Origin of the sequence: Streptomyces sp. MK37H, assembly GCF_018035285.1 — a bacterium.
In the GTDB taxonomy this organism is placed as follows: Bacteria; Actinomycetota; Actinomycetes; order Streptomycetales; family Streptomycetaceae; genus Streptomyces; species Streptomyces endocoffeicus.
This window is the reverse complement of sequence record NZ_JAAAYH010000036.1, coordinates 1-25,791: the sequence shown is the minus strand read 5'-3', so window position 1 is coordinate 25,791 and position 25,791 is coordinate 1. Positions and strand designations below refer to the sequence as shown.

General features: G+C 71.6%; 23 protein-coding genes and 1 riboswitch. Of the genes, 7 read left to right on the top strand and 16 right to left on the bottom strand.

Annotated features, from left to right (window positions below; all coding sequences use genetic code 11):
- The first annotated feature begins 141 nt into the window (after nucleotides 1-141).
- On the top strand, nucleotides 142-357 hold the full coding sequence (locus tag GWI24_RS08450) for a hypothetical protein (RefSeq protein ID WP_210945266.1): 216 nt from the start codon (nucleotides 142-144) through the stop codon (nucleotides 355-357).
- A 181-nt stretch (nucleotides 358-538) separates the two neighbouring features.
- Nucleotides 539-760, top strand: a riboswitch (cobalamin riboswitch).
- 166 nt (nucleotides 761-926) lie between these two features.
- The gene (metE, locus tag GWI24_RS08445; RefSeq protein ID WP_210945265.1) at nucleotides 927-3,245 is read left to right on the top strand and encodes a 5-methyltetrahydropteroyltriglutamate--homocysteine S-methyltransferase; all 2,319 of its coding nucleotides are present in this window, start codon (nucleotides 927-929) and stop codon (nucleotides 3,243-3,245) included.
- 77 nt (nucleotides 3,246-3,322) lie between these two features.
- Here metE and GWI24_RS08440 read toward each other — a convergent pair whose 3' ends face one another.
- Complete coding sequence (locus GWI24_RS08440; protein ID WP_210945264.1) at nucleotides 3,323-4,189, bottom strand: helix-turn-helix transcriptional regulator; 867 nt, start codon at nucleotides 4,187-4,189, stop codon at nucleotides 3,323-3,325.
- Nucleotides 4,190-4,340: 151 nt separating this feature from the next.
- Between GWI24_RS08440 and GWI24_RS08435 the strand changes: the two genes are divergently transcribed.
- The gene (locus GWI24_RS08435; RefSeq protein WP_210945263.1) at nucleotides 4,341-5,273 is read left to right on the top strand and encodes an SDR family NAD(P)-dependent oxidoreductase; all 933 of its coding nucleotides are present in this window, start codon (nucleotides 4,341-4,343) and stop codon (nucleotides 5,271-5,273) included.
- A 21-nt stretch (nucleotides 5,274-5,294) separates the two neighbouring features.
- On the opposite strand, the gene GWI24_RS08430 is transcribed toward GWI24_RS08435, so the two are convergent.
- Nucleotides 5,295-6,143, bottom strand: coding sequence for an alpha/beta fold hydrolase (locus GWI24_RS08430; RefSeq protein WP_247616071.1), 849 nt, complete (start codon nucleotides 6,141-6,143; stop codon nucleotides 5,295-5,297).
- Nucleotides 6,144-6,475: 332 nt separating this feature from the next.
- On the bottom strand, nucleotides 6,476-7,540 hold the full coding sequence (locus tag GWI24_RS08425; RefSeq protein ID WP_210945262.1) for an alkene reductase: 1,065 nt from the start codon (nucleotides 7,538-7,540) through the stop codon (nucleotides 6,476-6,478).
- 133 nt (nucleotides 7,541-7,673) lie between these two features.
- On the opposite strand from GWI24_RS08425, the gene GWI24_RS08420 reads away from it, so the two are divergent.
- Nucleotides 7,674-8,219, top strand: coding sequence for a MarR family winged helix-turn-helix transcriptional regulator (locus tag GWI24_RS08420; protein WP_210945261.1), 546 nt, complete (start codon nucleotides 7,674-7,676; stop codon nucleotides 8,217-8,219).
- A gap of 133 nt (nucleotides 8,220-8,352) precedes the next feature.
- On the opposite strand, the gene GWI24_RS08415 is transcribed toward GWI24_RS08420, so the two are convergent.
- Complete coding sequence (locus GWI24_RS08415; RefSeq protein ID WP_037961940.1) at nucleotides 8,353-8,793, bottom strand: Lrp/AsnC family transcriptional regulator; 441 nt, start codon at nucleotides 8,791-8,793, stop codon at nucleotides 8,353-8,355.
- 187 nt (nucleotides 8,794-8,980) lie between these two features.
- On the opposite strand from GWI24_RS08415, the gene GWI24_RS08410 reads away from it, so the two are divergent.
- The 3 genes from GWI24_RS08410 (at nucleotide 8,981) to GWI24_RS08400 (ending at nucleotide 14,374) form a co-directional block, all read left to right on the top strand.
- Entirely contained in the window at nucleotides 8,981-12,499 is a 3,519-nt protein-coding gene (locus GWI24_RS08410) for an indolepyruvate ferredoxin oxidoreductase family protein (RefSeq protein ID WP_308343573.1), read from the top strand.
- A 52-nt stretch (nucleotides 12,500-12,551) separates the two neighbouring features.
- The gene (locus tag GWI24_RS08405) at nucleotides 12,552-13,694 is read left to right on the top strand and encodes an acyl-CoA dehydrogenase family protein (RefSeq protein ID WP_210945259.1); all 1,143 of its coding nucleotides are present in this window, start codon (nucleotides 12,552-12,554) and stop codon (nucleotides 13,692-13,694) included.
- A gap of 173 nt (nucleotides 13,695-13,867) precedes the next feature.
- Complete coding sequence (locus GWI24_RS08400; RefSeq protein ID WP_210945258.1) at nucleotides 13,868-14,374, top strand: hypothetical protein; 507 nt, start codon at nucleotides 13,868-13,870, stop codon at nucleotides 14,372-14,374.
- A gap of 11 nt (nucleotides 14,375-14,385) precedes the next feature.
- Here the strand turns inward: GWI24_RS08400 and GWI24_RS08395 are convergent, their stop codons facing one another.
- From GWI24_RS08395 to GWI24_RS08340, 12 genes are all read right to left on the bottom strand, one after another.
- Nucleotides 14,386-15,303 carry a MurR/RpiR family transcriptional regulator gene (locus GWI24_RS08395; RefSeq protein ID WP_210945257.1) on the bottom strand — a complete coding sequence of 306 codons (918 nt, stop codon included), beginning with the start codon at nucleotides 15,301-15,303 and terminating at the stop codon, nucleotides 14,386-14,388.
- Nucleotides 15,304-15,319: 16 nt separating this feature from the next.
- Entirely contained in the window at nucleotides 15,320-16,249 is a 930-nt protein-coding gene (locus GWI24_RS08390; RefSeq protein WP_210945256.1) for a phosphoglycerate dehydrogenase, read from the bottom strand.
- On the bottom strand, nucleotides 16,246-16,827 hold the full coding sequence (locus tag GWI24_RS08385; protein WP_210945255.1) for a glucose-6-phosphate isomerase: 582 nt from the start codon (nucleotides 16,825-16,827) through the stop codon (nucleotides 16,246-16,248). The genes GWI24_RS08390 and GWI24_RS08385 overlap by 4 nt, the downstream gene beginning before the upstream one ends.
- Complete coding sequence (locus GWI24_RS08380) at nucleotides 16,824-17,786, bottom strand: shikimate dehydrogenase (RefSeq protein WP_210945254.1); 963 nt, start codon at nucleotides 17,784-17,786, stop codon at nucleotides 16,824-16,826. Before GWI24_RS08380 ends, GWI24_RS08385 begins: the two co-directional genes overlap by 4 nt.
- 54 nt (nucleotides 17,787-17,840) lie before the next feature.
- Nucleotides 17,841-19,340 (bottom strand): glycerol kinase GlpK, encoded by a 1,500-nt coding sequence (gene glpK, locus GWI24_RS08375; protein ID WP_210945273.1) that lies wholly within the window; start codon nucleotides 19,338-19,340, stop codon nucleotides 17,841-17,843.
- Between the two features lie 5 nt (nucleotides 19,341-19,345).
- On the bottom strand, nucleotides 19,346-20,440 hold the full coding sequence (locus GWI24_RS08370) for a zinc-dependent dehydrogenase (protein ID WP_210945253.1): 1,095 nt from the start codon (nucleotides 20,438-20,440) through the stop codon (nucleotides 19,346-19,348).
- The gene (locus tag GWI24_RS08365) at nucleotides 20,437-21,525 is read right to left on the bottom strand and encodes a galactitol-1-phosphate 5-dehydrogenase (RefSeq protein ID WP_210945252.1); all 1,089 of its coding nucleotides are present in this window, start codon (nucleotides 21,523-21,525) and stop codon (nucleotides 20,437-20,439) included. The genes GWI24_RS08370 and GWI24_RS08365 overlap by 4 nt, the downstream gene beginning before the upstream one ends.
- A gap of 13 nt (nucleotides 21,526-21,538) precedes the next feature.
- Complete coding sequence (locus tag GWI24_RS08360; RefSeq protein ID WP_210945251.1) at nucleotides 21,539-22,375, bottom strand: SDR family oxidoreductase; 837 nt, start codon at nucleotides 22,373-22,375, stop codon at nucleotides 21,539-21,541.
- Nucleotides 22,376-22,433: 58 nt separating this feature from the next.
- The gene (gene eda / locus GWI24_RS08355; protein ID WP_210945250.1) at nucleotides 22,434-23,078 is read right to left on the bottom strand and encodes a bifunctional 4-hydroxy-2-oxoglutarate aldolase/2-dehydro-3-deoxy-phosphogluconate aldolase; all 645 of its coding nucleotides are present in this window, start codon (nucleotides 23,076-23,078) and stop codon (nucleotides 22,434-22,436) included.
- Nucleotides 23,075-23,974 carry an MBL fold metallo-hydrolase gene (locus GWI24_RS08350; protein ID WP_210945249.1) on the bottom strand — a complete coding sequence of 300 codons (900 nt, stop codon included), beginning with the start codon at nucleotides 23,972-23,974 and terminating at the stop codon, nucleotides 23,075-23,077. Before GWI24_RS08350 ends, eda begins: the two co-directional genes overlap by 4 nt.
- Before the next feature lie 41 nt (nucleotides 23,975-24,015).
- Nucleotides 24,016-24,855 (bottom strand): ATP-binding cassette domain-containing protein, encoded by an 840-nt coding sequence (locus tag GWI24_RS08345; RefSeq protein WP_210945248.1) that lies wholly within the window; start codon nucleotides 24,853-24,855, stop codon nucleotides 24,016-24,018.
- On the bottom strand, nucleotides 24,852-25,791 hold a 940-nt coding region (locus GWI24_RS08340; RefSeq protein ID WP_210945247.1), incomplete at its 5' end, for an ABC transporter permease. The genes GWI24_RS08345 and GWI24_RS08340, both read right to left, overlap by 4 nt.

Genomic DNA, 25,791 nt, shown 5'->3' with positions numbered 1-25,791 from the left:
CGCGTCCTTGGGCCGCCCGGACGGCCGAGGGCACCGGCTTACCCCATTGGGGGGACGTTGGGCCGCGATCCGCCCGACAAAGGGGCACCATGCATGCGAAGCCGGTCATTTCCGGCCGCTCATCCCCAGCAAGGAGTTCCCATGCGTATGCGGACCGCCCTGTCCACGCTCGCTCTCACCGCCGCGTCCCTCGCCGTCGGCGCGACCGGTGCCGTCGCGGAGGACGGCCCCGATGCCACCGTCAATAACACCAGCAGCACGACCACGACCTTCCCCGGCGTATGCGCCAGCAACCAGTTCTCCTTCGTCACCGTTCCGGTCAATCTGGTGGGCCAGTCGGACTCCAGCTCATGCTGACCTCCCGCTCCACGAGCCCGTGAGGGGCGGAACCCCCGGCCGACGTGACCGGGGGTTCCCCGTGCCGCACTGAGCCGTACTCGCGCGTCCGCCACGCCTTCGTACGCGAGTGCGTCCACCGTGTCCCACCTCACCATCCCGAATACCGGACGGGACCCCGCACACCGCCGGACGGCCCCGTAGGCTGGCTGGTGCAGCTGGTTCGCCCCGTCCGCCAGGCGGGACGCGTCGTAAGAGGGAACCCGGTGGAATTCCGGGACTGCCCCGCAGCGGTGAGCGGGAACGACCGCCGTCATACGCACTGGGTCCGGTGAGAGGGTCTGGGAAGCGACGGCCAGTAGGTGTCCTCCTGAGGAGGACGTGCCCGTGAGTCCGAAGACCTGCCATCTGCCCGCGTACGGACCACCCGTGCGCGGACATCCCGGTGACCTCGAGGGCGGGTCGGCGAACATGCACCAGGCGGACGACCGCGCGCCTGCCGCGCGAAGTCGTGGCGTCCGGTCCGTCACCCTTCGCGCTCTCCTCCCGTCGCCGGGACCTCAGGGATTCATCTCGCGAAGGAGATCTCCGTGACCACCGAGTCCGCAGCCGCGGCAGCACGGGCCACCGTGTACGGCTACCCCCGCCAGGGCCCGAACCGGGAACTGAAGAAGGCGATCGAGGGCTACTGGAAGGGCCGCGTCACCGCCGACGCGCTGAGGGCCACCGCCGCCGGACTGCGCCGCGCCAACTGGCTCCAACTGGCCGGGGCGGGCATCGACGAAGTCCCCACGGGCGACTTCTCGTACTACGACCATGTGCTGGACACCACCGTCATGGTCGGCGCCATCCCCGACCGCCACCGGGACGCGGTCGCCGCCGACCCGCTCGACGGGTACTTCGCGATGGCGCGGGGCACGCAGGATGTGGCGCCGCTGGAGATGACCAAGTGGTTCGACACCAACTACCACTATCTGGTCCCGGAGCTGGGTCCGGACACGGTGTTCGCGGCCGACTCCGCCAAGCAGGTCGCCGAGCTCAAGGAGGCCCTCGCCCTCGGGCTGACCGCGCGGCCGGTCATCGTCGGCCCCGTCACCTATCTCCTCCTCGCCAAGCCCGCGCCCGGCGCGCCCGCCGACTTCGAGCCGCTCACCCTCCTGGACCGGCTGCTTCCGGTGTACGCCGAGGTCCTGGCCGATCTGCGGGCGGCCGGTGCCGAGTGGGTGCAGCTCGATGAGCCGGCCCTGGTCCAGGACCGCACCCCGGCCGAGCGACACGCCGCCGGCCGCGCCTACCGTGACCTCGGCGCCCTCAGCGACCGCCCGAAGCTGCTGGTCGCCTCCTACTTCGACCGCCTCGGCGAGGCGCTGCCGGTGCTGGCCAAGGCCCCGGTCGAGGGGCTGGCGCTGGACTTCACGGAGGCCGCCGCGGCGCATCTGGCCGCGCTGGCCGCCGTAGGCGGGCTGCCCCGCAAGCGGCTGGTCGCCGGTGTCGTCAACGGCCGCAACATCTGGGTCAACGACCTGGAGAAGTCCCTGGCCACGCTCGGCACCCTGCTGGGCCTGGCGGACCGGGTCGATGTGGCCGCCTCCTGCTCGCTGCTGCACGTCCCCCTCGACACGACGGCCGAGCGGGACATCGAACCGCAGATCCTGCGCTGGCTGGCCTTCGCCCGGCAGAAGACCGCGGAGATCGTCACCCTCGCCAAGGGCCTGGCCCGCGGCACCGGCGCGATCACCGCCGAGCTGGCCGCGAACCGGGCCGACCTCGCCTCCCGCGCCAACTCCCCCATCACCCGCGACCCGGCCGTCCGCGCCCGCGCCGCCGCGGTCACCGAGGCCGACGCCCGGCGCTCCCAGCCGTACGCCGAGCGCACCGCGGCCCAGCGCGCCCACCTCCGCCTGCCGCTGCTGCCGACCACCACCATCGGCTCCTTCCCGCAGACCGGCGAACTCCGCACCGCCCGCGCCGACCTGCGCGGGGGCCGGATCGACACGGCCGGGTACGAGGAGCGCATCAGGGCCGAGATCCAGGAGGTGATCTCCTTCCAGGAGAAGACCGGCCTGGATGTGCTGGTGCACGGCGAGGCCGAGCGCAACGACATGGTCCAGTACTTCGCCGAGCGGCTCACCGGCTATCTGGCCACCCAGCACGGCTGGGTCCAGTCCTACGGCACCCGTTACGTCCGCCCGCCGATCCTGGCCGGTGACATCTCGCGCCCCGAGCCGATGACGGTGCGCTGGACGGCGTACGCGCAGTCCCTCACCGACCGCCCGGTCAAGGGCATGCTCACCGGACCGGTGACGATGCTCGCGTGGTCCTTCGTCCGCGACGACCAGCCCCACGGCGACACCGCCCGGCACGTCGCGCTCGCCCTGCGCGACGAGGTGAACGACCTGGAGGCGGCCGGGACCTCGGTCATCCAGGTGGACGAACCCGCGCTGCGCGAGACCCTGCCGCTGCGCACCGCGGACCGGCCCGCCTATCTGGCCTGGGCGACCGAGGCCTTCCGGCTCACCACCGGCGGCGTACGCCCCGACACCCAGATCCACACCCATATGTGCTACGCCGAGTTCGGCGACATCGTCCAGGCGATCGACGACCTCGACGCCGATGTCATCAGCCTGGAGGCCGCCCGCTCCCATATGCAGGTGGCCCGCGAGCTCGCCGCCCACGGCTATCCGCGCGAGGCCGGGCCCGGGGTGTACGACATCCACTCCCCGCGGGTGCCCAGCGCGGAGGAGGCGGCCGAACTGCTGCGGACGGGCCTGAAGGCCATCCCCGCCGAGCGTCTGTGGGTCAACCCCGACTGCGGTCTGAAGACCCGCGGCTGGCCGGAGACCCGCGCCTCACTGGAGAACCTGGTCACCGCGGCCCGTACGGTCCGCGGTGAGCTGCCCGCGTCCTGACCCGGACGCCCGGCCGGGGCCGGGGCGCCACGCGCTCCGGCCCCGATGCCGACCCCACGCCGCCGTAACAGGACCGGTCACGAGCGGGGCATGGCGGTGTGGGTGCCGGTGACGCGCAGCAGGTCCAGCTTGCCCGCGTCGCTGCTTCCGGTCGCCGCCGTGTAGGTGACCATGCGCAGATCCGCGCCGGGGACGATGAGCACATCGCAGTCGAGCAGGATGTCGCCGATCTCCGGATGCCGGATCCTCTTGCGGTCGGCGGTGTGCTGGGCGGCGGTCGCCCGGGTGGCCCAGTGATGGGCGAAGGCCTCGGACTCCGCCCGTAGTTCCCGCACCAGGCGGGCGAGCCGGGTGTCGGAGGGATAGCGGGAGACGGCGTCCTTGAGGTCGGCCACGATCGAGGTTTCGAAGGCGTCGTGTCCGCGCTCGGGGCGGACGCGGAGCACCGATGCGCGGGCGGCACCGGTGCCGAACAGGGCGCGGGCCAGGTTGCGTTCGGCGGCCGGGAGGACGGTGGGGTCGCCGTGCAGGGCGCTCCACATGGCGTTCCACCACACCAGGGTCCAGTCGGCGGTGAACACCCCGATCGGGACGTCGCCCAGACGCGCCGCGAGCCGTTGGATGCCCGGGGGTACGTGGGCGCTGACCGTCCCGTCCCGCGGCGGCAGCAACCCGGCGCTCCGGTACAGCTGGTCGCGTTCGGCGCGGGACAGCTGGAGGGCGCGGGCGAGGACGCCGACGACCTGGTCCGAGGGGTGCTTCGCGCGTCCCTGCTCCAGGCGCAGGATGTAGTCGACGGAGAGCCCGGCCAGCTCGGCGAGCTCCTCGCGGCGCAGCCCCGGGGCGCGACGGCTCGCCTTCGGGGCGAAGCCGGCGTCGGCCGGGGCGAGGCGGTCGCGCCAGGCGCGCAGGAGCGCGGCGAAGTCGGAGCGGGAGGAAGCCATGGGTTCATTCTCGCCGCGCGGCGCCGGATGAGCCTGGGTACTGCCAGTCCTAGTGACGGGGACGGCACTGGTCGGCGTGGGCGGGGGCGGCGAACGTGGAGCCGCCGCGCCCGGGCCGGGCGCCATCGGCCGACCAGTGAAGGAGCCTTCCATGCCTGCTACGAAGCACACCATCGTGATGACGGGCGCGAGCCGCGGGATCGGACGCGTCGCCGCGGAGCACATCGTGCGCCGGTCGCCCGACGCGCACCTCCTCGTCGTGGCCCGCGCGTCCTCCGGCGCCCAGCTCGCCGAGGAACTCGCCACGGGCGGGCACACGGTCTCGTACGTCCCGGCGGACCTCGGCTCGCTCCAGAGCGCCCGCTCCGCCGCCACCGAGATCCGTGACCGGCTGGAGCGCGGTGATCTGCCACCGCTGCGCGGCTTCGTGGGCAACGCGGGGACGCAGTACACCAACGCGCTGACCGAGTCCCCCGACGGGTACGAGGCCACCTTCGCCATCAACGTACTGGCCAATCACCTCTTCGTCCGGGTGCTCCAGGACCACTTCACCGCGCCCGCCCGGATCGTGATCACCGTCAGCGACACCCACTTCGGGGACTTCAGGCACAACATGGGCATGGTGCCCGGCCCCGTCTGGAACTCCCCCGATGTCCTGGCCCGCCCGGGCGCCTTCCCCAAGCCGTCCAGCACGGCGGGCGGGCGCACCGCGTACTCGACGAGCAAGCTGGCCGCCATCCACCTCGTGCACGAGTACGCGCGGAGGCTTCCGGCCGGGATCGACGCCATCGCGTACAACCCCGGTTTCGTCCCCGGCACCGGTCTCGCCCGCAACGCCGGTCCGCTCTCCCGCTTCGCCATGCGGCGTGTGCTGCCGGTGATGGCCCTCACGCCGTTCGCCACCGGCCGCGGCGCGGCGGGCCGCTACCTCGCGGATGTCGTGCTGGGCACGACCACGGCACCGACCGGCTCCTACGTCGACCGCGCCCGGGTGGCGCGGTCGTCCGAGGAGTCCTACGACCCGCGGCGCGAGCGCGAACTGTGGGACGCCGTCGAGCGGTTCACCGTGACGCACGCGGCCTGAACGGCTTGGCGCACCACTGCGTCACCGCACACCCCGGAAGGCGTCCCGCAGCTCCCGCACCAGCGTCTGGGGTTGTTCCAGTCCGGGGAAGTGGCCGCCGATCTCCATCTCGTGCCAGGAGCGCAGATCCGTATAGCGCCGCTCGGCCCAGCGTCGGGCCGTGGGCCATGGCTCGGCCGGGAACAGTGTGCACGCGGTGGGCACGGTCACCGGCAGGGCGTTCTCCTCCTCGGCGCTGCGCGGTGTCCAGCGCAGCGCCTCCCAGTACCAGCGGGCGCTGGACACTCCCGTCCCGGTGAGCCAGTACAGGGCGATGCCCTCGGCCTGCCGGTCAAGGCTCACTCCCCCGCCCGCTTCGGCCCGGGTGTCGGCGTAGGCGGCGAACTTCTCACCCAGCCAGGCGGCAAGACCGGCGGGCGAGTCGACCAGGGCGTAGCCGAGGGTCTGGGGCCGGGTGCCCATCTGGATGCCGAATCCATAGCCGTCGGCCAGGTGCAGCTCGCGCCGTTCGATCATCCGCGCCTCCGCCGGGGTGGCGGTCTCCCGGTCCCGCGGGAGCGGTGAGGCCACCGGCATCGTCAGGTGCAGGCCGGCCGCCATGTCCGCCACCGTCAAGGGGCCGCCCAGCGGGTCCCGCATCATCGCCACGGCCTTGTGCACCCAGGGCCCGGCCGCGCCCGACCGGCCCGCCTTCGGTGGCCGGACGCCGCAGGTCAGCACGTGAACGGCGAGGAACGTCGCCGCGGACTCCGCGTACAGGTCATCGACTTCGCCCGCCGCGCCCAACGACCGCATGGTGTGCTCGACGAGCGGATCCCCCGAGGCCACCGCGGCGGCCATCCGCTCGTAGTCGATGCGCTCCCCGCTCAATTGCTCGACCGTATGGGCGACGGTGACCCGTGGAATGTGCTACCTGGAGGGTCCGCAGGGGGACCACGGACCGATAGCGGCGTACCGACGCCACGCCCGGAACCGCCATATCCGGCTGTCCGGGCGTCCAATGCCGCTGCCGCCAGCGCCCACCGGTACAGGTCTCCATGGCCGCGTCGCCCGCGCCGGTCAGGACGAGGTGCAGGTCGTCGGTGGCGGGCAACGCCACCCGCTCCACGCGCGCGGTGTGATCGAACCGCTGCAGCAGCAACGACCGAGGCGTCTCACACCACATCGAGCATAGCCACGGCCGTGGCCAGGAGGGTCGGCCCTCAGGCGTTCAGGTACGGGTAGTCGATGTACCCCTTGTCGGTGCCGCCGTAGTAGGTCGTCTCGTCCGGTGTGTTGTACGGTCCGCCCGTTCGCAGCCGGGCCGGAAGGTCGGGGTTGGCGAGGAAGAGCGCCCCGAAGGACAGCATGTCGGCCGTACCGTCCTCGATGAGCGCCAGCTCCTCCGCGCTGGTGGACCCGTCCGTCGCGGGGTTGAGGATGAGGGTTCCGGAGAACTCCTTGCGGAGGATGCCGGTCAGATCGCGGGAGTCCTCGACGACGTGCAGATAGGCGGGGGCGGTCTCGTTCAGGCGGCGGATCAGCTGGACGTACGTGGCCTCGAGATCGGGCTCCTCGATGCCGTTGTAACGGATACCGGGCGAGATCCGTATCCCCGTGCGCGGCGCTCCGATGGCCGCCGACACGGCCGCGACCACCTCGGCCGCGAACCGGACCCGTCCCTCGATCGAGCCACCCCACTCATCGGTGCGCAGATTGGAGCTGGGCGCCAGGAACTGGTGGATCAAGTAGCCGTAGGCGGCGTGCAGTTCGACCCCGTCGAACCCCGCCTCGACGGCGTTGCGTGCCGCCTGGGCGAAGTCCGCGATGGTCTCCCACACCTCCTGGGAGCTCAGCTCGCGTGGGGTGGTGAAGTCCTTCATCCCGTCGACGGTGAACAGCCGGCCGGGTGCGGCGACGGCCGAGGGAGCGACCTGCACCAGCCCGTCGGGCAGCAGGCCGGGGTCGCCGACCCTGCCGACGTGCGAGATCTGGGCGAAGACCACCCCGCCCTCGGCGTGCACCGCGTCGGTGACGCGGCGCCATGCGGCGATCTGCTCGGCGCTGTGCAGCCCCGGGGTGTGGGGGAAGCCCTGGCCGACCACGGACGGCTGCGACCCCTCCGTGATGATCAGCCCGGCCGTGGCCCGCTGCGCGTAGTACGTGGCCATGGAGTCGGTGGCCGTATTGCCGGGCCCGAAGGCACGGGCACGGCCCATGGCGGGCATGACCAGGCGGTTGCGGAGCCGCAGCCCGGCAAGGTCGATCGGATCGAAGGGTGTGGACACAACGGCTCCCGGGGTCGATGGGGCATGACAGTCGGCAACGAGGTCATTGGTCGACCAACGATCTCGCGGCGAAGCCACCATAACCCATTCATTGGGTGGCCAATGATTGGTCGGCCACGATAGCCTTGCCACCATGACCACAGAGCTCCCGCACACCGGCGCGACGGAGGACGAGCACATCGACGCGACGGAGACCGAGCCCACCGGCGCGGCGGAGGCCGGATACGGCGGCCACGTCAGTCAGACCCTGGCGCGGGTGTCCCGCCTGCACCGCCTCGCCGGGGGCAGGCTGCTGCGCCCGACCGGCCTCTGCTCCGGCCAGGAATTCCTGATGATGACCCTGTGGGACGCGGGGTCGGTCCGGCAGTCGGAGCTGGCGAGGGCGCTCGACCTGGACCCGTCGACCGTGACCCTGATGCTGCGGCGGCTGGAGCAGGGCGGGCATGTCACCCGCGCCCGCGATCCCCAGGACCGGCGCGTCATGCTCGTCCGGGCCTCGGAGCAGAGCTACGCCCTGCGGCCCAAGGTCGCGGAGGCCTGGGCGCGGCTGGAGGAGCACATCCTGGACGGGCTCGACGACGGGGAGCGCGAGGCCTTCGCCAGGATCCTCATGAAGGTCGAGAAGAACCTCGCCGCGGAAGCAGGCGAAGAGAGCCCCGAGGACTCCGGGCGCCCCTAGCCGGCCAGGGTGTCCGACGGATCTTGACGCCCGCGGCGGGCCGCTCCCCGCCCCGCCCCTTCCCGGCACCGGACGATATGCGGCTCCGCCGCGTGCGGGGCTCCGCCGCGTGGTCCGCAGGACACCCCGTAGGTCAGGCGTGGCGTGTCCACGAGCCCAGCACCATCAGCGTCTTGGTTCCGGTGACCAGGCCGACGCGGCGCAGACCGTCGATGACCTGCTGCAGATGCTCGATGTCCCGCACCCGGACGTGGACCAGGGCGTCGGGGTCTCCGGCGATGGTGAAGACGGCCTGCACCTCGGGAACCGTGTAGCAGGTGCGGACGATCTCCCCGACCGGTGTCGTACCGGTGTAGGACAGCTCCACGAATGCCTCGATGCCCCAGCCGAGCTTGGTGTGGTCGATCTGCACCGTGAAGCCCTTGATCACCCCGGTGTCCTTGAGCCGGTCCACCCGGCGCTTGACCGCGGCCACCGACAATCCCACCTCGGGCGCCATCTCGGAGAAGGTGCGCCGCCCGTCCTCGCGCAGCATGCGCAGCAACTGCCGGTCCACATCGTCGAACTCGGGCATCGGCCCTCCACTCCGCGCGCCGCGCGCACCCGCGCGACCCGCACCGCGCACGCAAACTCTTTTAGTCGGCCCCGCGAATTCCCCCGGCAGTTTGCGTCTTCTCCCGGATCGGCCGCAAGTTACTTGTGCTCCTCCGGTGGGTGTTGCTGTCCTTGGGCCGGACCCCAGATACGCCGAGGAGGCTCACGTGAGCACCGACCCCGCCGCGGTTTCGCTCGATGACCCCTACACGGCCCGCAGCGGCCGCGTGCTGATCTCCGGCATCCAGGCCCTGGTCCGGCTCACCCTCGAACAGCGCCGGCTGGACGAGGCGCGCGGCCTGGACACCCGCGCGTTCGTCTCCGGCTATCCGGGATCACCGCTGGGCGGGGTCGATCTGGAGCTGGACCGGGCACGCCGCTTCCTCGACCCCGCCGGTGTGGTGTTCCGGCCGGGCCTCAACGAGGAGCTGGCCGCCACCGCCGTGGCCGGGACGCAGCTGCTGGGGCAGGTGCCCGGACGCCGCCACGAGGCGGTGACCGGGTTCTGGTACGGCAAGAACCCCGGTCTTGACCGCGCGGCCGACGCGATGCGGCACGGGACGGTGGCCGGTACGGCGGCGCTGGGCGGCGCGGTGGCCTGGATCGGCGACGACCCCGGAGCCAAGTCCTCGACCGTGCCCAGCTCCTGCGAACCGATGTGCCAGAGCCTGGCCATGCCCCTGCTCGCGCCCGGCTCCGTATCCGAGATCCTCGAATTCGGACTGCACGCCGTGGCCCTTTCCCGCGCCACCGGCCTCTGGGCCGGGCTGAAGATCGTCGCGGATATCGCGGACGCCTCGGCGGTCGTCGACCTCGACACGCTCCGGCCCGATATCCCCGCCCCGCCCGCCGCCCCGCGCGGCGCGCCGCCCATCCTCGTGGGCCCCGCGTCCCTGGACGCCGAGCACGACATGCTCACCCGCCGGCTGGACCTGGCGCGCGCCTACGCCCGCGAGGCCGGGCTGAACCGCATCACCTTCGGCTCCGCGCACGCCACCTTGGGCGTGGTGGCCTCCGGCACCTCGTACGCCGTGGTGCGGCGCGCCCTGGCCGACCTCGGCATCGGCGAGGCGGACATGGAGGCGCTCGGTGTCCGGCTGATCCGGCTGGCGATGCCGTTCCCCCTCTGCGACGAGGACCTGGTGGCCATGACCGGCGATCTGGACCAGGTCCTGGTCGTCGAGGACAAGGTGCCCTTCCTCGAAGGGCACCTCAAGGCCGCCCTGTACGGCAGCGCCGACGCGCCCGTGGTGGTCGGCCGCCACGGCGAGAACGGCCGGCCGCTGCTCACCGCCCGGGGCACCCTCGGCGCCGAGGACGTGGCCAAGGCCCTGGCCCAGCGCATCGGCCAGGACCGGCTGCCGCGGACCGCGACCGCCCGGCTGGCCTCGCTGGCACCGCCGCCCGCGCCCCGGATCGCGCTGCCCACCGTGTCGGCGCGCACGCCCTACTTCTGCTCCGGCTGCCCGCACAACACCTCCACCCGCACCGCCGATGACACCCTCGTCGGCGCGGGCATCGGCTGCCACGCCATGATCGCCCTCGATGGCGCGGGCCGCGGCCATCAGATCGGGCTGACCCAGATGGGCGGCGAAGGCGCCCAGTGGATCGGCCTGGCCCCGTTCACCGACGACCGGCACTTCGTGCAGAACCTCGGTGACGGCACCTTCCACCACTCCGGCTCCCTCGCCATCCGCGCGGCGGTGGCCGCGGGCGTGACCATGACGTACAAGCTCCTCTACAACGACGCCGTCGCGATGACAGGTGGTCAGCGGCCAGAGGGGCGGCTGGACGTCCCGGCGCTGACCCGCTGGCTCGCCCTGGAGGGCGTACGGAAGGTCGTGGTGACCACCGCGGCGCCGGCCGACTACCGCGGCGTACGCCTCGACCCGATCGCCACGGTGCGCCACCGCGACGATCTGCCCGAGGCCGAGAAGGAACTGGCCGCCATCGACGGCGTGACCGTGCTCATCCATGACGACCGCTGCGCCGCGGAGGAGCGCCGACTGCGCAAGCGCGGTCAGCTGCCCACCCCCGCCGAGAAGGTGGTCATCAACGAGCGGGTCTGCGAGGGCTGCGGCGACTGCGGGGATGTGTCCACATGTCTGTCGGTGCAGCCCGTGGACACCACCTTCGGCCGCAAGACCCGGATCCACCAGGCGTCCTGCAACTCCGACTTCAGCTGTCTGAAGGGCGACTGCCCCTCCTTCCTCCTCGTCGAGCCGAAGGCGGAGACGGCCAAGAAGGCGAAGGGCGAGCGGCCCCGCGCCGTCCCCCAGCCGCCCGTGGCCCTGACCGCGCCCACCCCGGCGGTGGCCGGGGACAGCACACTGCTGCGGATGCCCGGCATCGGCGGCACCGGTGTCGTGACCGTCTCACAGATCCTGCAGCGGGCCGCCCATCTCGACGGCCGCTACGCGGCCGGACTCGAGCAGACGGGGCTGGCCCAGAAGGGCGGGCCCGTCGTGAGTGACGTACGGATCTCGGCCGCTCCGGTCACCGGTGCCGTGCGCGCCTCCCGCGCGACCGCGGACGTGCTCCTGGGCTCCGATCTGCTCGGGGCTGCCGCCGACGCCAACCTGCGCATCGCCCGCCCCGGCCACACCATCGCCGTCGTCAACTCCGCCATCGTCCCCACCGCGGCCATGGTGACCAACCGGGTCGTCGTGCCCGGCTCCCCGGACGACGCCCTGGAGCGGATCGAGTCGGCCACCCGCCCCGGGGACAACCTCTACCTCGACGCGCAGAGCATGGCCGAGGCCCTGTTCGGCGATCACATGCCGACCAATATGCTCCTCGTCGGAGCCGCCTTCCAGCACGGCTGCATCCCCCTGACGGAAGACGCCATCGAGGGCGCGATCCGCCTGGGCGCCGCCGTGGAGAAGAACCTCGCGGCCTTCCGCTGGGGGCGCGCCGCCGCCCTCGACCCCGAGGCCGTACAGCGTGCCCTGGCCGCCCCGGAACGGCCGGTCCTGGAGGTCACACCCGAGGCGCGCACCGTCGCGGCCACCGCCGCCGGGCCCGGAGCGCTCCAGGACACCATCGCCCTGCGCGCCGCCGATCTGATCGCCTATCAGGACCAGGCCTACGCCGAGCGGTACGCCACCGAGGTGGAGCGGGTCGCCGTGACGGCCCGGCGGCGGGCCGGTGACGAGGCGGGCGAGCGCATCGCCGTCGCCTACGCCGAGGGGCTGCACAAGCTCATGGCCTACAAGGACGAGTACGAGGTGGCCCGGCTGCATCTGGACACCGTGGAACGGGCCAGGGTCGCGGAGGAGTTCGGTGCCGATGCCACCGTCTCCGTTCTGCTGCACCCTCCGGCGCTGCGCGCGCTGGGCATGAAGCGCAAGATCCGGCTCCGCCGCACGGCGCCCGCCCTCTTCTCGCTCCTCCGCGCCCTGCGGCGGCTGCGGGGCACCCGGCTGGACCTCTTCGGATACGCCGAGGTCCGCCGCCAGGAGCGGGCGCTGATCGAGGAGTACCCGCGCCTGGTCCGCGACGCCCTCACCCGTCTGACGCCCGGCAACGCCGCGGCCGTGGAGGATCTGGTGCGGCTCGTCGAGGCCGTCCGCGGCTACGAGGACATCAAGCTGGCCCGGGTCGAGGAGTTCCGCGCCACGGCCCGCGCGGCTCTGGACGATCTGACCACCGCCACCGCCGACGCCCCCGCGGCCGTCTCCGTCTGACCCCGGCCCTTAAGCCCTCTCCTCGCCCGTCCGCATCACAGGAGCGCCCCTCATGCCCGTCGACCGTCTGCTTCCCACCCGTGAGGCCGAGGACCTGCTCGACCTCGTCCGCGAGATCGCCGGCAAGGAGCTCGCCCTCCGCGTCGAGGAGCACGAACGCACCGAGACCTACCCCGAGGGCCTGTTCCGCCTGCTGGGCGACGCCGGGCTGCTGGGCCTGCCCTACCCGGAGGAGTTCGGCGGGGGCGGCCAGCCCTACGAGGTCTACCTCCAGGTGCTGGAGGAGCTGGCCGCGCGCTGGGCCGCCGTCGCCATCGCCACCAGCGTCCACACCCTCGCCGCCTTCCCCCTGCTCACGTTCGGCACCACCGAGCAGCGCGAACGCTGGGCGGAGGACATCCTCGGCGGCCGGCTCATCGGTGGGTACAGCCTGTCCGAGCCCCAGGCCGGGTCCGACGCGGCGGCCCTGACCTGCCGTGCCGAGAAGGCCCCCGACGGCTACCGGATCAACGGCGCCAAGGCGTGGATCACCCACGGCGGCAAGGCGGACTTCTACGCCCTGTTCGCCCGCACCGCCCCCGGCAGCGACGGCATCTCCTGCTTCTTCGCGCCCGGCCACACCGACGGCCTCACCTTCGGCCGGCCCGAGGAGAAGATGGGCCTGCACGCCATCCCCACCACCTCCGCCTTCTGGGACGACGCCCTCCTCGCCAGCGACCGGCTCATCGGCGGCGAGGGCCAGGGGCTCCACATCGCCTTCCAAGCCCTGGACTCCGGCCGGCTGGGCGTCGCCGCCTGCGCCACCGGGCTCGCCCAGGCCGCCCTGGACGCCGCGGTCGCCTACGCCCATGAACGCACCGCCTTCGGCCGCAGGATCATCGACCATCAGGGCCTGGGCTTCCTGCTGGCCGACATGGCCGCCGCGGTCGACTCCGCGCGCGCCACCTATCTGGACGCGGCCCGCCGCCGCGACCACGGGCGCCCGTACACCCGTCAGGCCAGCGTCGCCAAGCTCACGGCGACCGACGCCGCCATGAAGGTGACCACGGACGCCGTCCAGGTCTTCGGCGGCTACGGCTACACCCGCGACTTCCCCGTGGAGCGCTATATGCGCGAAGCCAAGATCATGCAGATCTTCGAGGGCACCAACCAGATCCAGCGGCTCATCATCAGCCGCCAACTAGGGTCCTTCTGACGGGACGCCGCGGAGATCCGTCAGAAGGACCCCAACCCCCCTGACCGGCCCCGCGACGGAATGTCGCACCCGGGCACGCCGGGACACCGGTCATGATGACCACCATGACATCGGTACGTGGAACGCGCGGGGCGCGAGCGCATCAGCCTGGATCAGGTCGTACGGCGGCGGTGATGGCGGTGCTGACCGCTCTGACCGTGGCCGGTTGCGGAGGGTCGGACACGACCGACGGGGCGCCCTCGCACAGTGGGAACCCGTCGGAGTCCCGTTCCGCACAGCCCTCGGGCAGCCCGTCCGGCGATCTCGGCGCCTCGGCGAAACCGTCGGTGTCGGCGGCCGACGGGCGTGACGTCGGCGCCTGCTCGGACGGCAGCTGCGAGATCGCGGTGTCCGAGCGGGTGACGGTCCGCTTCAAGGGCCCGGCCGGTCCGGCGACGCTGACCGTGAACGAGATCGGACCGAACAAGGTCACGTACACGGTGAAGTCGGGCAACAACCGCTCCCAGGGCGGGGCGAGCGGCCCGGGCCAGGGGTGCGTCACCGTGCTGCGCGACCACGGCAGCAGCAACTCGTGCGGAAGGGTGAGCACCATGCGGCCGGCCGCTCAGCCCGGCGCCGTGGTGATCCTGATGGCCGCCGGGGAGGACGGCACGGCGATCCTGCACATCGTGTCCAGGTGACCGGCCCCGGGTCAGCTCTCCACAGGCGGGCTTCCCGGGGAACGGGAGTGGCGGATGCCCGCCTCGTAGGTCTCCTTGAGGTGCTGGAGGGTGTCGTCGAAGTGGCGTGCCGCGTAGGTGGCGTAGAGGATGTCGATCAGCAGCAGCTGGCCCCACTTCGAGGTGACGGACTCCCCGTACAGCCCCTCCCCCGCGACGTTGGAGGTGAACAGCGGCACATCGCTGAGCTCCGCCAGCGGGCTGTCCTGGACTGAGGTGATGCCGATGGAGGTGGCCCCGGTCTGCCGGGCCAGCCGCATGGCGTCCACGATGGCGGTGGACTTGCCGGAGTCGCTGATGCCGATGAGCACATCCCGTGGCGTCAGGATGGTGGCCAGCATGACCTGCACGCTCTGGTCACGGTAGAGCAGACACTTCTTGCCCGCGCGGGTGAACCGCATGACCCCCTCCTCCGCGGCGATGCTGGAGGAGCCCATGCAGCAGAACACCACCGCGTCCGCTTCGTGCAGCAGATCGACGGCCCGGCTGATGGCATCGCCGCTGACCTGCTTGGCGGTCTGGGCCAGCGTCTGGCGGCTGCTGCGCTCGATCTTGCCCACGATGGCGGGGGGCTCGTCGCCGCGGAGGATGCCCTCGTAGACGAACTCCTCGTCCCGGCCGGCGGCGGCCGACCGGGTGGCGAAGGTGGCCTCGGCGAGGCTGAGGCGGAGCGAGTGATAGCTGTCCATGCCCAGCTCGCGGACGAACCGGGAGACCGTCGACTCGGCCACGCCGCACGCCGAGGCCAGCTGCGAAATGGTCATCGACTGCGCCTGCCGGGGGTGGGCCAGCAGATACTCGCCGATCTGGCGCAGGGCGCCCGGTAGGTAGGGCAGTTTGCTGGTGATGAGGTGCAGCACATTGCCGGCCTCATCCGCCGGGACAGCCATGACTCGCTCCGTGGTCTCAGGAAGGGACGGTAAGTACCCGTAGCAGATTCTCCACGGCCGCGCGGGTGGCGCGCTCCACACTCTCCCTGGTGTACCCCCCGATATGGGGTGTGGTGATCACTCGCGGGTGGTGGAGCAGCTCCTGGGGCTCCGGCGGCTCCTGGTCGTACACATCGGTGGCGTACCCGATGAGCCGGCCGTCCTCGAGGGCCTCGAGGACCGCGCCGTCGTCCACCAGGCTCGCGCGGGCCGTGTTGACCAGATGGGCGCCGGGCCGCATGGCCGCGATGGCGGCCTTGTCGATCAGTGGCCGCTCCGCGGGCGGACAGTGCAGGGTCACCGCGTCCGCGCGGGCGAGCAGATCGTCCATCGTGGTGTACGAGAAGTCCCCGGCGGGGGTGAACTCCGGGTCGGGGAACGCGTCGAAGGCGCGTACGGACATGCCGAGCCCGAGGCCGAGCCGGACCACCCTGCGGCCGATCTGTCCGCACCCCACGACCCCGAGGGTGCGCCCCGCCACCTCACGGCCCTGGATCCGCTGCCACCGGCCGGCCTTGAGCGCCACGTCCTGTGGCGGGATGTGGCGCAGCCCGGCGAGCATGAGGGCGATGGCGAGTTCGGCGACGCCCTGGGCGTTGGCCCCGGCGGCGGTCTCGACGGCCACCCCCTGCTCGGCGGCGGCGGTCAGGTCGACGGAGTCGACTCCGACGCCGTTGCGGCTGATGACCTTGAGGCCGGGGGCGGCGGCCAGCACCTCGCGGGTGATCGGCTCGACCCCGGCGAGATAGCCGACGCACGAGGGCAGGAACCGCAGCTGCTCCTCGCGGGTGGGCTGGCGCCCGGGGGTGGGGAACAGCAGGTCGTAGCCCGCCGCTTCCAGGGCGGCCAGCGCGGGGTGGCCGCCCTGGGACAGCGAGCGTGGCGTCACGGCGATCCGGTTCGTCACCGCGCCCACTTCGGGTTGTCCACGACCGCCGGGGCGCCGTCGCGCTCCACCACGATCTTGCGGAAGCCCTTGGACTCGATGGTGCCGTAGTCGTGTCCGGCGTGGCCGGGGAAGGCGAAGAAGGTGATCAGCGGCTCGTCGGGCGAGGTGTTGATGGAGCGGTGGGCGTACCGGCCGGGGACGTAGACGCCCTGGCCGGGGGTGAATTCCTGCCACTGCACATCGCCCTCGGGGTTCTCCATCATCATCAGGCCCCGGCCGCGCAGGCAGTAGTAGATCTCGGCGGTGTCGAGCACGGAGTGGAAGTGGCCCTTGGTCATGAAGTACTCGTCACCGACCTTGCCCGGGTAGGTGATGCTGGTGCCGTAGGCCACCTCCCCGGAGCTCTGGGGGACGCCCATGTCGAAGAACTCGTAGACCAGGACGTCCTCTTCGGCCAGGCGCTCCGCGGCCGCCTGGTCGGCGTACATCCCGGCCATGGCGGACATGCGGCGCTGGAGCGGCTCCTTGGTCCGGGAGAGTCCGGTGACGAGGCTGAAGTCGGTGACGACGGCGGGGCGGGGGGCGGTGGTGCTCATGCGTGCTCCTTGGTGACGTCGCGGGCGATGCGGGACAGCCGCTCGAAGACGGGGCCGTGGGTGGGGATGTCGATGTGGAAGACCTCGGCCATGACACGGGTCCAGCCGTGGATGAAGTACAGCCAGCCGTCCACGACGCGCAGCCCGGAGGCGTCCCGCTGGGCCCGTGCCTGGTCCAGGAAGACCAGGTCGCCGCGGTAGTTGAAGTCCCAGGCGATGGCGTCGGCGGGGAACTGGGCGGCGTCGGTGAGCGGGGATCCGGGCCGGTCCTTGCCGAGTCCGGTGGCGTTGACCACGACGGAGCCGGGGGAGAGTGTCCGCAGCTGTGCGTCGTTGTCGCTCGGCTCGGGGGCGAGCTGATAGTCGATGGGGATGGCGAAGCCGAGGCGTTCGTGGACGGTGCGCATCTCGCGCAGCCGGGCCTCGCGGCGGCCCGTGACCACGACGCGGGAGGGGACGTCGCCACCGGCCGCCTCGCGGTTGTGGAGGTACAGGGTGAGGGCGAGGGAGGAGCCGCCCGCGCCGAGCAGCAGCAGCTCGCCCCCGGAGCGGGACCAGTAGCCGTCGGGCACGATGGCTTCCAGGGCCAGGCCGCTGGTGACGGGGTCCATGGCGTGGCCCCACAGCTGGTCGCCGCGCTTGGAGACGCTGCTGACCTCGTCCAGCAGCTCGGTTTCGTGGCCGACGCCGTCGAAGAGGTCGTGCGCGGCCTTGTAGAGGTTGAGCTTGTGGGTGGTGACCAGTGCGCCGAGCGAGTGGGGGTCGTGCTTGATGAAGTCGACCACTTCCCGGTAGTGCTCGGGGGTGTCGTCCAGCGGAAGGTCGATGCCCTCGATGACGGCGTCGAGGTTCAGCTCGCGCGCCCACGCCGGGAAGACCTTCATGATGGAGGACTTGGTGGTGGTGACGCCGATGAAGTACATCGTCGGGCGGGCGGCGGCGTGATACGTCCGCGGCATGTCAGTTCTCCTTCGAGGAGCCGTGCGGTGATACGGGCCGGGTGGGCGGCCGGGTCAGTGCTCCTCCCAGTCCCGGGCGCAGCCCACCGCCTTCTGCCAGCCCGCGTAGAGCCGGTCGGCCCGTGCGCGGTCCATCGCGCAGTCGAAGCGGCGCTCGAGCCGGAAGGTGCCGGACAGCTCGTCCCGGTCCTTCCAGAACCCGGTGGCGAGCCCGGCGAGGAAGGCCGCGCCACGGGCCGAGGACTCGATGACGGTGGGGCGGAGCACGGGGACGTCGAGGATGTCGGCCTGGAACTGCATGAGGAAGTTGTTGGCGGTGGCCCCGCCGTCGACCTTGATCTCCCGCGTGGTGAGGCCCGAGTCGGCCTCCATACAGGTGATGACGTCGCGGATCTGGTAGGCGATGGACTCCAGCGTGGCCCGGATGACGTGCTTGCGGCTGGCGCCGCGGGTCAGGCCGAGGATGGCGCCCCGCGCGTACTGGTCCCAGTACGGGGCGGCGAGCCCCACGAAGGCCGGTACGACATAGACGCCGTTGGTGTCGGGGACGTTGAGGGCGGCGTATTCGGTGTCCTCCGCGTCGTAGACGATCTGGAGCTCGTCGCGCAGCCACTGGATGGAGGCGGCGGCCACGAAGATCAGCCCTTCCAGGGCGTACTCGACGCCGCCGTCCACGCCCCAGGCGATGGTGGTGAGCATGCCGCTGCCGCTGAAGACGGGGCTGTCGCCGGTGTTGAGGACCAGCGAGGCTCCGGTGCCGTACGTGGCCTTCACCGAGCCCGGGTCGAAGCACGCCTGGCCGAACAGCGCGCCCTGCTGGTCGCCGACGGCCGAGGCGACCGGGATCCGGGCGCCGAGCAGCACCGACTCCTCGGTGTGGCCGTAGACCTCGCTGGTGGGGCGCACGTCGGGGAGGATCGCGCGGGGGATGTCGAGCTCGTCGAGCAGCCGCTGGTCCCAGTCCAGCCGGGTGATGTCGAACAGCATGGTGCGCGAGGCGTTGGTGTAGTCGGTGACGTGTGCGGCGCCGCCGGTGAGGTTCCAGATCAGCCAGCTGTCGACGGTGCCGAAGGCAAGCTCGCCGCGCTCGGCGCGCTGCCGTGCGCCGGGCACGTTGTCGAGGATCCACTTCACCTTGGTGGCGGAGAAGTAGGCGTCGATGATCAGCCCGGTGGTCCGCTTGACGTACTCCTCCAGGCCGCGGGCCTTGAGCTCCTCGCACAGCGCCGCGGTGCGGCGGTCCTGCCACACGATGGCGTGGTGCACGGGCTCTCCGGTGGCGCGGTCCCAGACCACCACCGTCTCGCGCTGGTTGGTGACGCCTATGGCGGCGATGTCCTCGGAGCCGCACTCGGCCTGGGCCAGCACCTGCTTGGCGACGGTGACCTGGGTGTTCCAGATGTCGAGCGGATTGTGCTCGACCCAGCCGGGCTGGGGATAGATCTGGGGGAACTCCTGGCTGGCGACCGCGGCGATGTCGCCCGCCTTGTCGAAGAGGATGGCCCGGATGCTGGTGGTGCCGGCGTCGAAGGCCATGACATAGCGGTGGGTCATGGATGTCACCTGTCTTCCGCCGGGACCGCGGGGCCCGATGTGGTGGCGTGGGGGTCGCCGTGACACGCGACCATGGCCTTCATTCCGGCCCCGGAGGCCGCGTAGCCGAAGGCATCGTGGATCTTCTCCAGTGGGAACACCTCACTGACCAGTGGTGACAGATCGACGCGGCGCTCGCCGACCAGCCGCAGACAACGGCCGTAGTCGCCGTTGGTGGAGCCGGTCGTCCCGGTCAGGGTGAGGCCCTTGTAGTGCACGGCGTTGGTGTCGAGCGGAATGGTCCGCGCGGCGCCGAGGCCGGCGAAGTAGTTGAGCCGGCCGTGCGGGGCGAGCAGCTCCGCCGCCTGCGCCTGCACCTGGGGATCGGACACGGCCGTGATGACCACGTCCGCGCCCCGGCCGCCGGTGTGCTCGCGCACCACCTCGGCCAGATCCTGTTCGCGGACCCCGACGCACACATCGGCGCCGAGCCGGGCGGCGAGGTCCAGACGGGGGCGGCTGCGGTTGGAGATGATCACCTTGCGGGCCCCGGCGAGCTTGCCGAGCAGCACATGGAACGCGCCGATGGGGCCCGCGCCGGTGATGACCACGACGTCCTCGGGGCCCACCCTGAGCCCGCGCTGCCCGCTGTAGCAGCAGGAGAACGGCTCCACCAGGGCCGCCTCGGCGTACGAGACGCCATCGGGGATCTCGAAGACGTTGCCGCGCTGGAGGGCGAAGCCGGGCACCCGCAGCAGCTCCTGGAAGCCGCCGTCGATGCTGATGCCGAACGCCTCGTAGTCCGGGCACATGTTGTTGTAGCCGTGGCGGCACATGTCGCAGCGGCCACAGCCCACGTTCGGGGTGACGGTGACCCGCGTGCCCGGGTGGAACGCGGCCACCCGCGGCCCGGCCGCCACCACGTCCCCCGCCACCTCGTGGCCCAGCACCCGGCGCTGCCCGTCCGGGATCTTGAAGTGGCCGTGCTTGAAGATGCGCAGGTCGGTGCCGCAGATGGAGGCCGCCCGGACCCGCACCAGCAGGTCGTCGCCGACGACGGTGGGCTCGGGCACGTCCTCGACCGCCAGCTCCCCGGGCCGGCGCAGAACGGCGGCCCTCATGACGCACCTCCGACGACACCGGGCCGGATGAGCTCGGCCTGGGCCTGGTCGGCGACCGCGAAGACGACCTTGTTGTACCAGGTGCGGCGCTCCAGCATGTCGGCGAACATCGCCGGTGCCTCCTCCAGGCTCGGGGTGTGGCTGATGAGTGGCGCCACCTTCAGATCGCGGCCCAGGTGGTGGACCACCATGTCCCATTCGCTGCGCCCGGACGGGGTGATCCTGGAGTTCCAGGTGCCGTAGACGCGCAGCTCACGGCGGAGGATCGAGGAGACGAGGGAGCGCGGCAGGGTCAGGTCACCGGAGATGTCGCCCAGGAGCATGACCTGGCCGAGCGGGGCCGCCGCGGTGATGGCCTGGACGAGGGTGGCGGGCAGACCGCTCGCCTCCACCGCGCAGTCCACGCCCCGGCCGCCGGTCAGCTCCCGGACCGTGTCCACCGTGTCCCCGGCGGACGCGTCGATGACCGGGAAGCCGAGGTCCGCCATGACGGCGCGCTTGCGCTCGTCGACATCGGCCACGTACACCTCGCTGGCGCCCAGGATGCGCAGCCACTGGGCGGCCAGCGCCCCGATGGGCCCCGCCCCGATCACCAGCGCGGTGGCGTGGGCGGGCAGCTGGAACTTCAGCATGGCGTGCAGGGCGACCGCGGCCGGCTCCACCATGGCGGCGTGCACCAGCGGCACATCCCGCGCCACCGGCACCAGGTTGGCCTCGGGCACATGGAGGAACTCGGCCATGGCACCGTCGCGCCGCGACCCGTAGTAGTCGTAGCCGGAGCCGACGGCGTACTCGCCGATCTGGGTCATCGGATCCGCCGGGTCGGGCAGGAGGGGGAAGACCGCGGCGCGGTCCCCGGGGCGGAAGCGGCTTCCCTCCGGCGCCTCCTCGACCACGGCGGAGAACTCATGGCCCAGGACGAGTGGATAGTGATACGCCTTGCCGCGGCCGAACCTCAGCACGTCCGAGCCGCATACGCCCACACCGCCGACGCGGACGAGGACGGAGCGGTCGCCCACGGGAGCGGGGGCGGGGATGTCGGTGAGGGTGAGGACGCCCTCGGATTGCAGTACTGCTGCCTTCATCGCTTGGTCCGCCTCAGACTTCCATGCCGTAGCGGTGTGCCTTGTGCGTCGGGTAGAGCGCGATCTGGGGGATGGTGACGTCGGGCGTGCGCGTGGCCACGTAGAGGGAGACCTCGGCGACGTTGTCGACGTCGATGCAGCTGGCGTGGATGCCCTCGGCGAGCTCCTTGTCGTCCAGCCAGCCGTCGAGGTAGGCGGGGATGTCGCCGTCGTACAGGCCCTTGTCGATGATCTCGGTCATCGGGGTCTTGACGTGGGACGGGTTGATCACCGTCACACCGATGTTCTTCTCCTTGCCCTCAAGGAGAATGTTCTTGCTGAATCCCATCATCCCGTGCTTGGAGGCGCGGTAGGGGCTGTGGCCGGGGCCGGATGCCAATCGGGCCGAGGACGATCCCATATTGATGACGCGCCCGCCGGTGGACTGCCGCTCCATGATGCGGAACGCCTCGCGGCAGCACAGGAAGACCGCGGTCAGATTGGGGCCGATGGTCTTGTTCCACTCCTCCAGCGTCACCTCGGTCACCGGGGGTGAGAGCGAGTCGCGGCCCGCGCTGTTGACGAGGAGATCGACCTGGCCCCACTCCTCCATCGCGGTCCGGAAGAAGTCCTGGACCTGCTCCTCCTCGGTGACATCGGCCTCGATGCCCACGCAGGTGCCGCCCTGGGACTGGATGGAGCCGACGACCTGCTGGAGCCGCTTGCCGTCGATGTCGACCAGGAGGACCTTGGCCCGGTTGGCCGCGAAGATCCGGCCGACGGCCTCGCCGATACCGGAGGCGCCACCGGTGATGATGGCGACCTTGCCCTCCAGCGCGGTGCCGGGGGCGGGTTCGTAGGTGGTGGTCATGCTGTCCCTTTGGGGTGTGGTGGGTGGGCGTTCGGAGTGGTTTTCAGGAGGTTGGTTTTCAGGAGGTGGCCGCGGCGGCGATCTCGACCGCGCCGCGGGCGTTGCGGCCGATGGCCTCGTACTCCCCCTCGGCCAGCAGCGCCGTACTGGCGATCCAGGTGCCACCGCAGGCGGCCACGTGCGGCCGGCTCAGATAGTCGGGGAGGTTGTCCGGTGTGAGGCCGCCGGTGGGCAGGAACGCCATTCCGTCGTACGGAGCCGCCATGGCGTCCAGCAGCCGCAGTCCGCCCGAGGCCTCGGCCGGGAAGTACTTCACCAGCGGCAGTCCCCTGGCCATGGCCGCCTCGACACCGGTGGGGCTGTTGATGCCGGGGACGACGGGGATCTTCCGCTCCAGGCAGTGGTCCACGACGTCCGGGTTGAAGCCGGGCGCCACGACGAACTGGGCTCCCGCGTCGATGGCGTGGTCCACGGTGGTGCGGTCCAGGACCGTACCCGCGCCGACCAGCAGCCCGGGGTGGCGGGCCCGCAGGGTGGCGATCCCGTCCCGGGCGGCCGGGGTGCGGAAGGTGATCTCTGCGACCGGCAGTCCCGCCCCGAGCAGCGCCTCGCCGAGCGGGTCGGCGTGGCGTACATGGGGCAGGGTGACGACCGGGACGACCCGGACGCGGCGCAGTTCGCCGAGGAGTTCGGTGGGGTTCATCGGTCCTCTTTCGCGGTGGGATCGCCCGGGGTGAGGACGTAGGCGTCGCCCACCCGCGGCACGGTCCAGGACAGTGGCGTGGCGCGGCGCCGCAGTGCGTCGCGGGTGTCCTCCGGGTCGACGGTGTTGAAGTCGAACAGGCCGAAGTGGTGGCAGAGCAGGTGCGGGATCCCGGCCGCCTCGCACAGCTCGGCCGCCTCCCGGACGGTGAAGTTGCCGGGGACGCCGTTCTCCGTGCGGTGGCGGTCGCGCCCGTTCACGGGCAGCAGCGCCACGTCGGCACGGAGTGTGCGCAAGCGCTCGGACTGCCCGTCGTACGGGACGCAGTCGCCGGAGTGGTAGACGCGGACACCGCCGACCGTGAGCACATAGCCGAGGAAGCGGTGGTCTCCGTTCTCGTCCTGTTCGAGGTGTTCATGGGCGGCCGGGACCGGTTCGACGGTGATCCCGCCGTCCAGTTCCACGCGCTCACCCGCGGTGGTCCCGGTCAGGCGGGTGGCGGGTACGCCACGCTCCAGGGCCCGCGCCCGCTCGGCGCGCGGGACGACGAAGCGCGGGTCGTTGTGCGGGAGCAGGGCCCGGATGGTGCCCGGGTCCATGTGGTCGGTGTGTCCATGGGTGCACAGCACCGCGTCGACCCCGCGGATGGCCTCCGGCGCCACCGGGGCGGGGTGCATCCGGTGGTGCGGGAAGAGCTTGCCGCGGTACTTCTCGGCGAGGGTGTCCGAGAGGTACGGGTCGATCAGGATCAGCCGGCCGCGGTGGCGCAGGGCGAATCCGGCCTGACCGAGCCACCACAGCGTCACATCGTCCGGTCCGGCCTCCGGCGGGGCGGCGAAGGTGCCGGTGAGAGGAGTGCCGGACACGGGGCGCACGGCGGGCCGTGTGATGTTCATGCGTGCTCCCGGTGGGTGGGGGTGGGGGTCGCTGTGTGCGGTCATGGGGTGCCCGCCGGGGATCTGCCGTCGAGCTCCGCGGGGTCCAGCGCTCCGGTCATCAGGGCGACGGCGTCGGGCATCGAGATGTCGGAGGTGCGGACCAGTGCGACGCGCCGGCCCAGCCGCTGGACGTGGATGCGGTCGGCGACGTCGAAGACATGGGGCATGTCGTGGCTGATCAGGATGACTGGCACGCCCCGGTCGCGGATCTCCCGGATGAGGTCGAGTACCCGCTGCGATTCCCGCACCCCGAGCGCGGCCGTCGGCTCGTCCATGATGATCACCCGGCTGCCGAAGCAGGCGGCGCGTGCCACGGCGACGCCCTGGCGCTGCCCGCCGGAGAGCGTCTCCACCGGCTGGGAGAAGTTCTGGATGGTCAGCAGCCCGAGGGAGGTGAGCAGTTCCCGGGTCTCCTCGCGCATCCCCTTCTTGTCCAGCAGCCGGAAGACGCTGCCGAGCGGGCCGGACCTGCGGCGCTCACGGCCGAGGAAGAGGTTGGCGGGAATGTCCCGGGAGGGCGCGACGGCCAGGTTCTGGTAGACGGTCTCCAGGCCGTGGTCCCGCGCGTCCAGGGGGTTGCGGAACCGCACCGGCTCCCCGAAGAGGCGGATCTCCCCGGCGTCGGGGACCTCCGCCCCGGAGAGGCACTTGATGAGCGTCGACTTGCCGGCGCCGTTGTCGCCGATGACGGCGAGGACCTCGCCGGCGCGCAGTTCCACATCGGCCCCGCCGAGGGCGGTGACATGTCCGTAGCGCTTGACCAGGCCGCGCGCCTGGAGGGCGAGTACGTCGGTGGTTGTGTTCCGGGGATTGCTCCGGGGATTGCTCCGGGGATTCATGCCGCCACCTTCCGGATCCACTGGTCGGCGGCGACGGCCACGATCACCAGGACGCCCACGGTGAAGACCTGCCACAGGGCGTCCACTCCGGACAGGGCGAGTCCGCTGCTGAACACGCCCACGATGAGGGAGCCCAGCAGGGTGCCGAGGACATGGCCACGGCCGCCGAAGAGGCTGGTGCCGCCGATGACTACGGCGGTGATGGACTGGAGGTTGAGGTTCTCACCGGCCTGCGGGCTGACCGAGCCGATCCGCCCGATGAGGAACCACGCGGCGATACCGCAGATCAGCCCCGCCACCACATACACACTGAGCAGCACCCGCCCGGTGCGGATCCCGCTGAGGCGGGCCCCCTCGCGGTTGTCGCCCACCGCGTGCAGATGGGCGCCCCACGCGGTGCCCCGCAGCAGATACGCCACGGCGGCGAAGCAGCCGATCATCATCAGCGAGCTGTAGGTGACATCGGTGCCCAGGACATTGATGGAGCGGCCCGGCCAGCTCAGCAGGGGCGGCACATCCTGGGCCCGGATCGTCTCGCTCCGCGAGTAGAAGAGGGTGAGGGCGGAGAAGACGCTGAGGGTGCCGAGCGTGGCGATGAACGGCGGAATGCGGAACCGGGTGACCAGCACACCGTTGAGCCCGCCGCAGACTCCGCCGATGACGACACCGAGCAGCAGGGCCAGGGGCACCGGCAGACCGTGGTCCACCGCCAGCTTGCCCATCACCACGGAGGCGAGCACGGTGATGGCCCCGACCGACAGATCGATGCCCGCGGTCAGCACGATCAGCGTCTGGGCGATGCCGACCATGCCGATGATCTGCACCTGCTGGACGATCAGCGAGATATTGAGCGGATCGCTGAACCGGGACCCCACCCACACGCTGAAGAACAGCGAGGCGAGGAGCAGCACGATGAGCGGGCCGAGCAGCGGCTTG

What these genes read in the sequence shown, in the direction of transcription:
- GWI24_RS08450 (WP_210945266.1), top strand. Translation starts at nt 142, where the DNA reads ATGCGTATGCGGACCGCCCTGTCCACGCTCGCTCTCACCGCCGCGTCC.
- GWI24_RS08440 (WP_210945264.1), bottom strand. Translation starts at nt 4,189, where the DNA reads ATGGCTTCCTCCCGCTCCGACTTCGCCGCGCTCCTGCGCGCCTGGCGC.
- GWI24_RS08435 (WP_210945263.1), top strand. Translation starts at nt 4,341, where the DNA reads ATGCCTGCTACGAAGCACACCATCGTGATGACGGGCGCGAGCCGCGGG.
- GWI24_RS08420 (WP_210945261.1), top strand. Translation starts at nt 7,674, where the DNA reads ATGACCACAGAGCTCCCGCACACCGGCGCGACGGAGGACGAGCACATC.
- GWI24_RS08415 (WP_037961940.1), bottom strand. Translation starts at nt 8,793, where the DNA reads ATGCCCGAGTTCGACGATGTGGACCGGCAGTTGCTGCGCATGCTGCGC.
- GWI24_RS08405 (WP_210945259.1), top strand. Translation starts at nt 12,552, where the DNA reads ATGCCCGTCGACCGTCTGCTTCCCACCCGTGAGGCCGAGGACCTGCTC.
- GWI24_RS08400 (WP_210945258.1), top strand. Translation starts at nt 13,868, where the DNA reads ATGGCGGTGCTGACCGCTCTGACCGTGGCCGGTTGCGGAGGGTCGGAC.
- GWI24_RS08395 (WP_210945257.1), bottom strand. Translation starts at nt 15,303, where the DNA reads ATGGCTGTCCCGGCGGATGAGGCCGGCAATGTGCTGCACCTCATCACC.
- GWI24_RS08385 (WP_210945255.1), bottom strand. Translation starts at nt 16,827, where the DNA reads ATGAGCACCACCGCCCCCCGCCCCGCCGTCGTCACCGACTTCAGCCTC.
- GWI24_RS08380 (WP_210945254.1), bottom strand. Translation starts at nt 17,786, where the DNA reads ATGCCGCGGACGTATCACGCCGCCGCCCGCCCGACGATGTACTTCATC.
- glpK (WP_210945273.1), bottom strand. Translation starts at nt 19,340, where the DNA reads ATGACCCACCGCTATGTCATGGCCTTCGACGCCGGCACCACCAGCATC.
- GWI24_RS08370 (WP_210945253.1), bottom strand. Translation starts at nt 20,440, where the DNA reads ATGAGGGCCGCCGTTCTGCGCCGGCCCGGGGAGCTGGCGGTCGAGGAC.
- GWI24_RS08365 (WP_210945252.1), bottom strand. Translation starts at nt 21,525, where the DNA reads ATGAAGGCAGCAGTACTGCAATCCGAGGGCGTCCTCACCCTCACCGAC.
- GWI24_RS08360 (WP_210945251.1), bottom strand. Translation starts at nt 22,375, where the DNA reads ATGACCACCACCTACGAACCCGCCCCCGGCACCGCGCTGGAGGGCAAG.
- eda (WP_210945250.1), bottom strand. Translation starts at nt 23,078, where the DNA reads ATGAACCCCACCGAACTCCTCGGCGAACTGCGCCGCGTCCGGGTCGTC.
- GWI24_RS08350 (WP_210945249.1), bottom strand. Translation starts at nt 23,974, where the DNA reads ATGAACATCACACGGCCCGCCGTGCGCCCCGTGTCCGGCACTCCTCTC.
- GWI24_RS08345 (WP_210945248.1), bottom strand. Translation starts at nt 24,855, where the DNA reads ATGAATCCCCGGAGCAATCCCCGGAGCAATCCCCGGAACACAACCACC.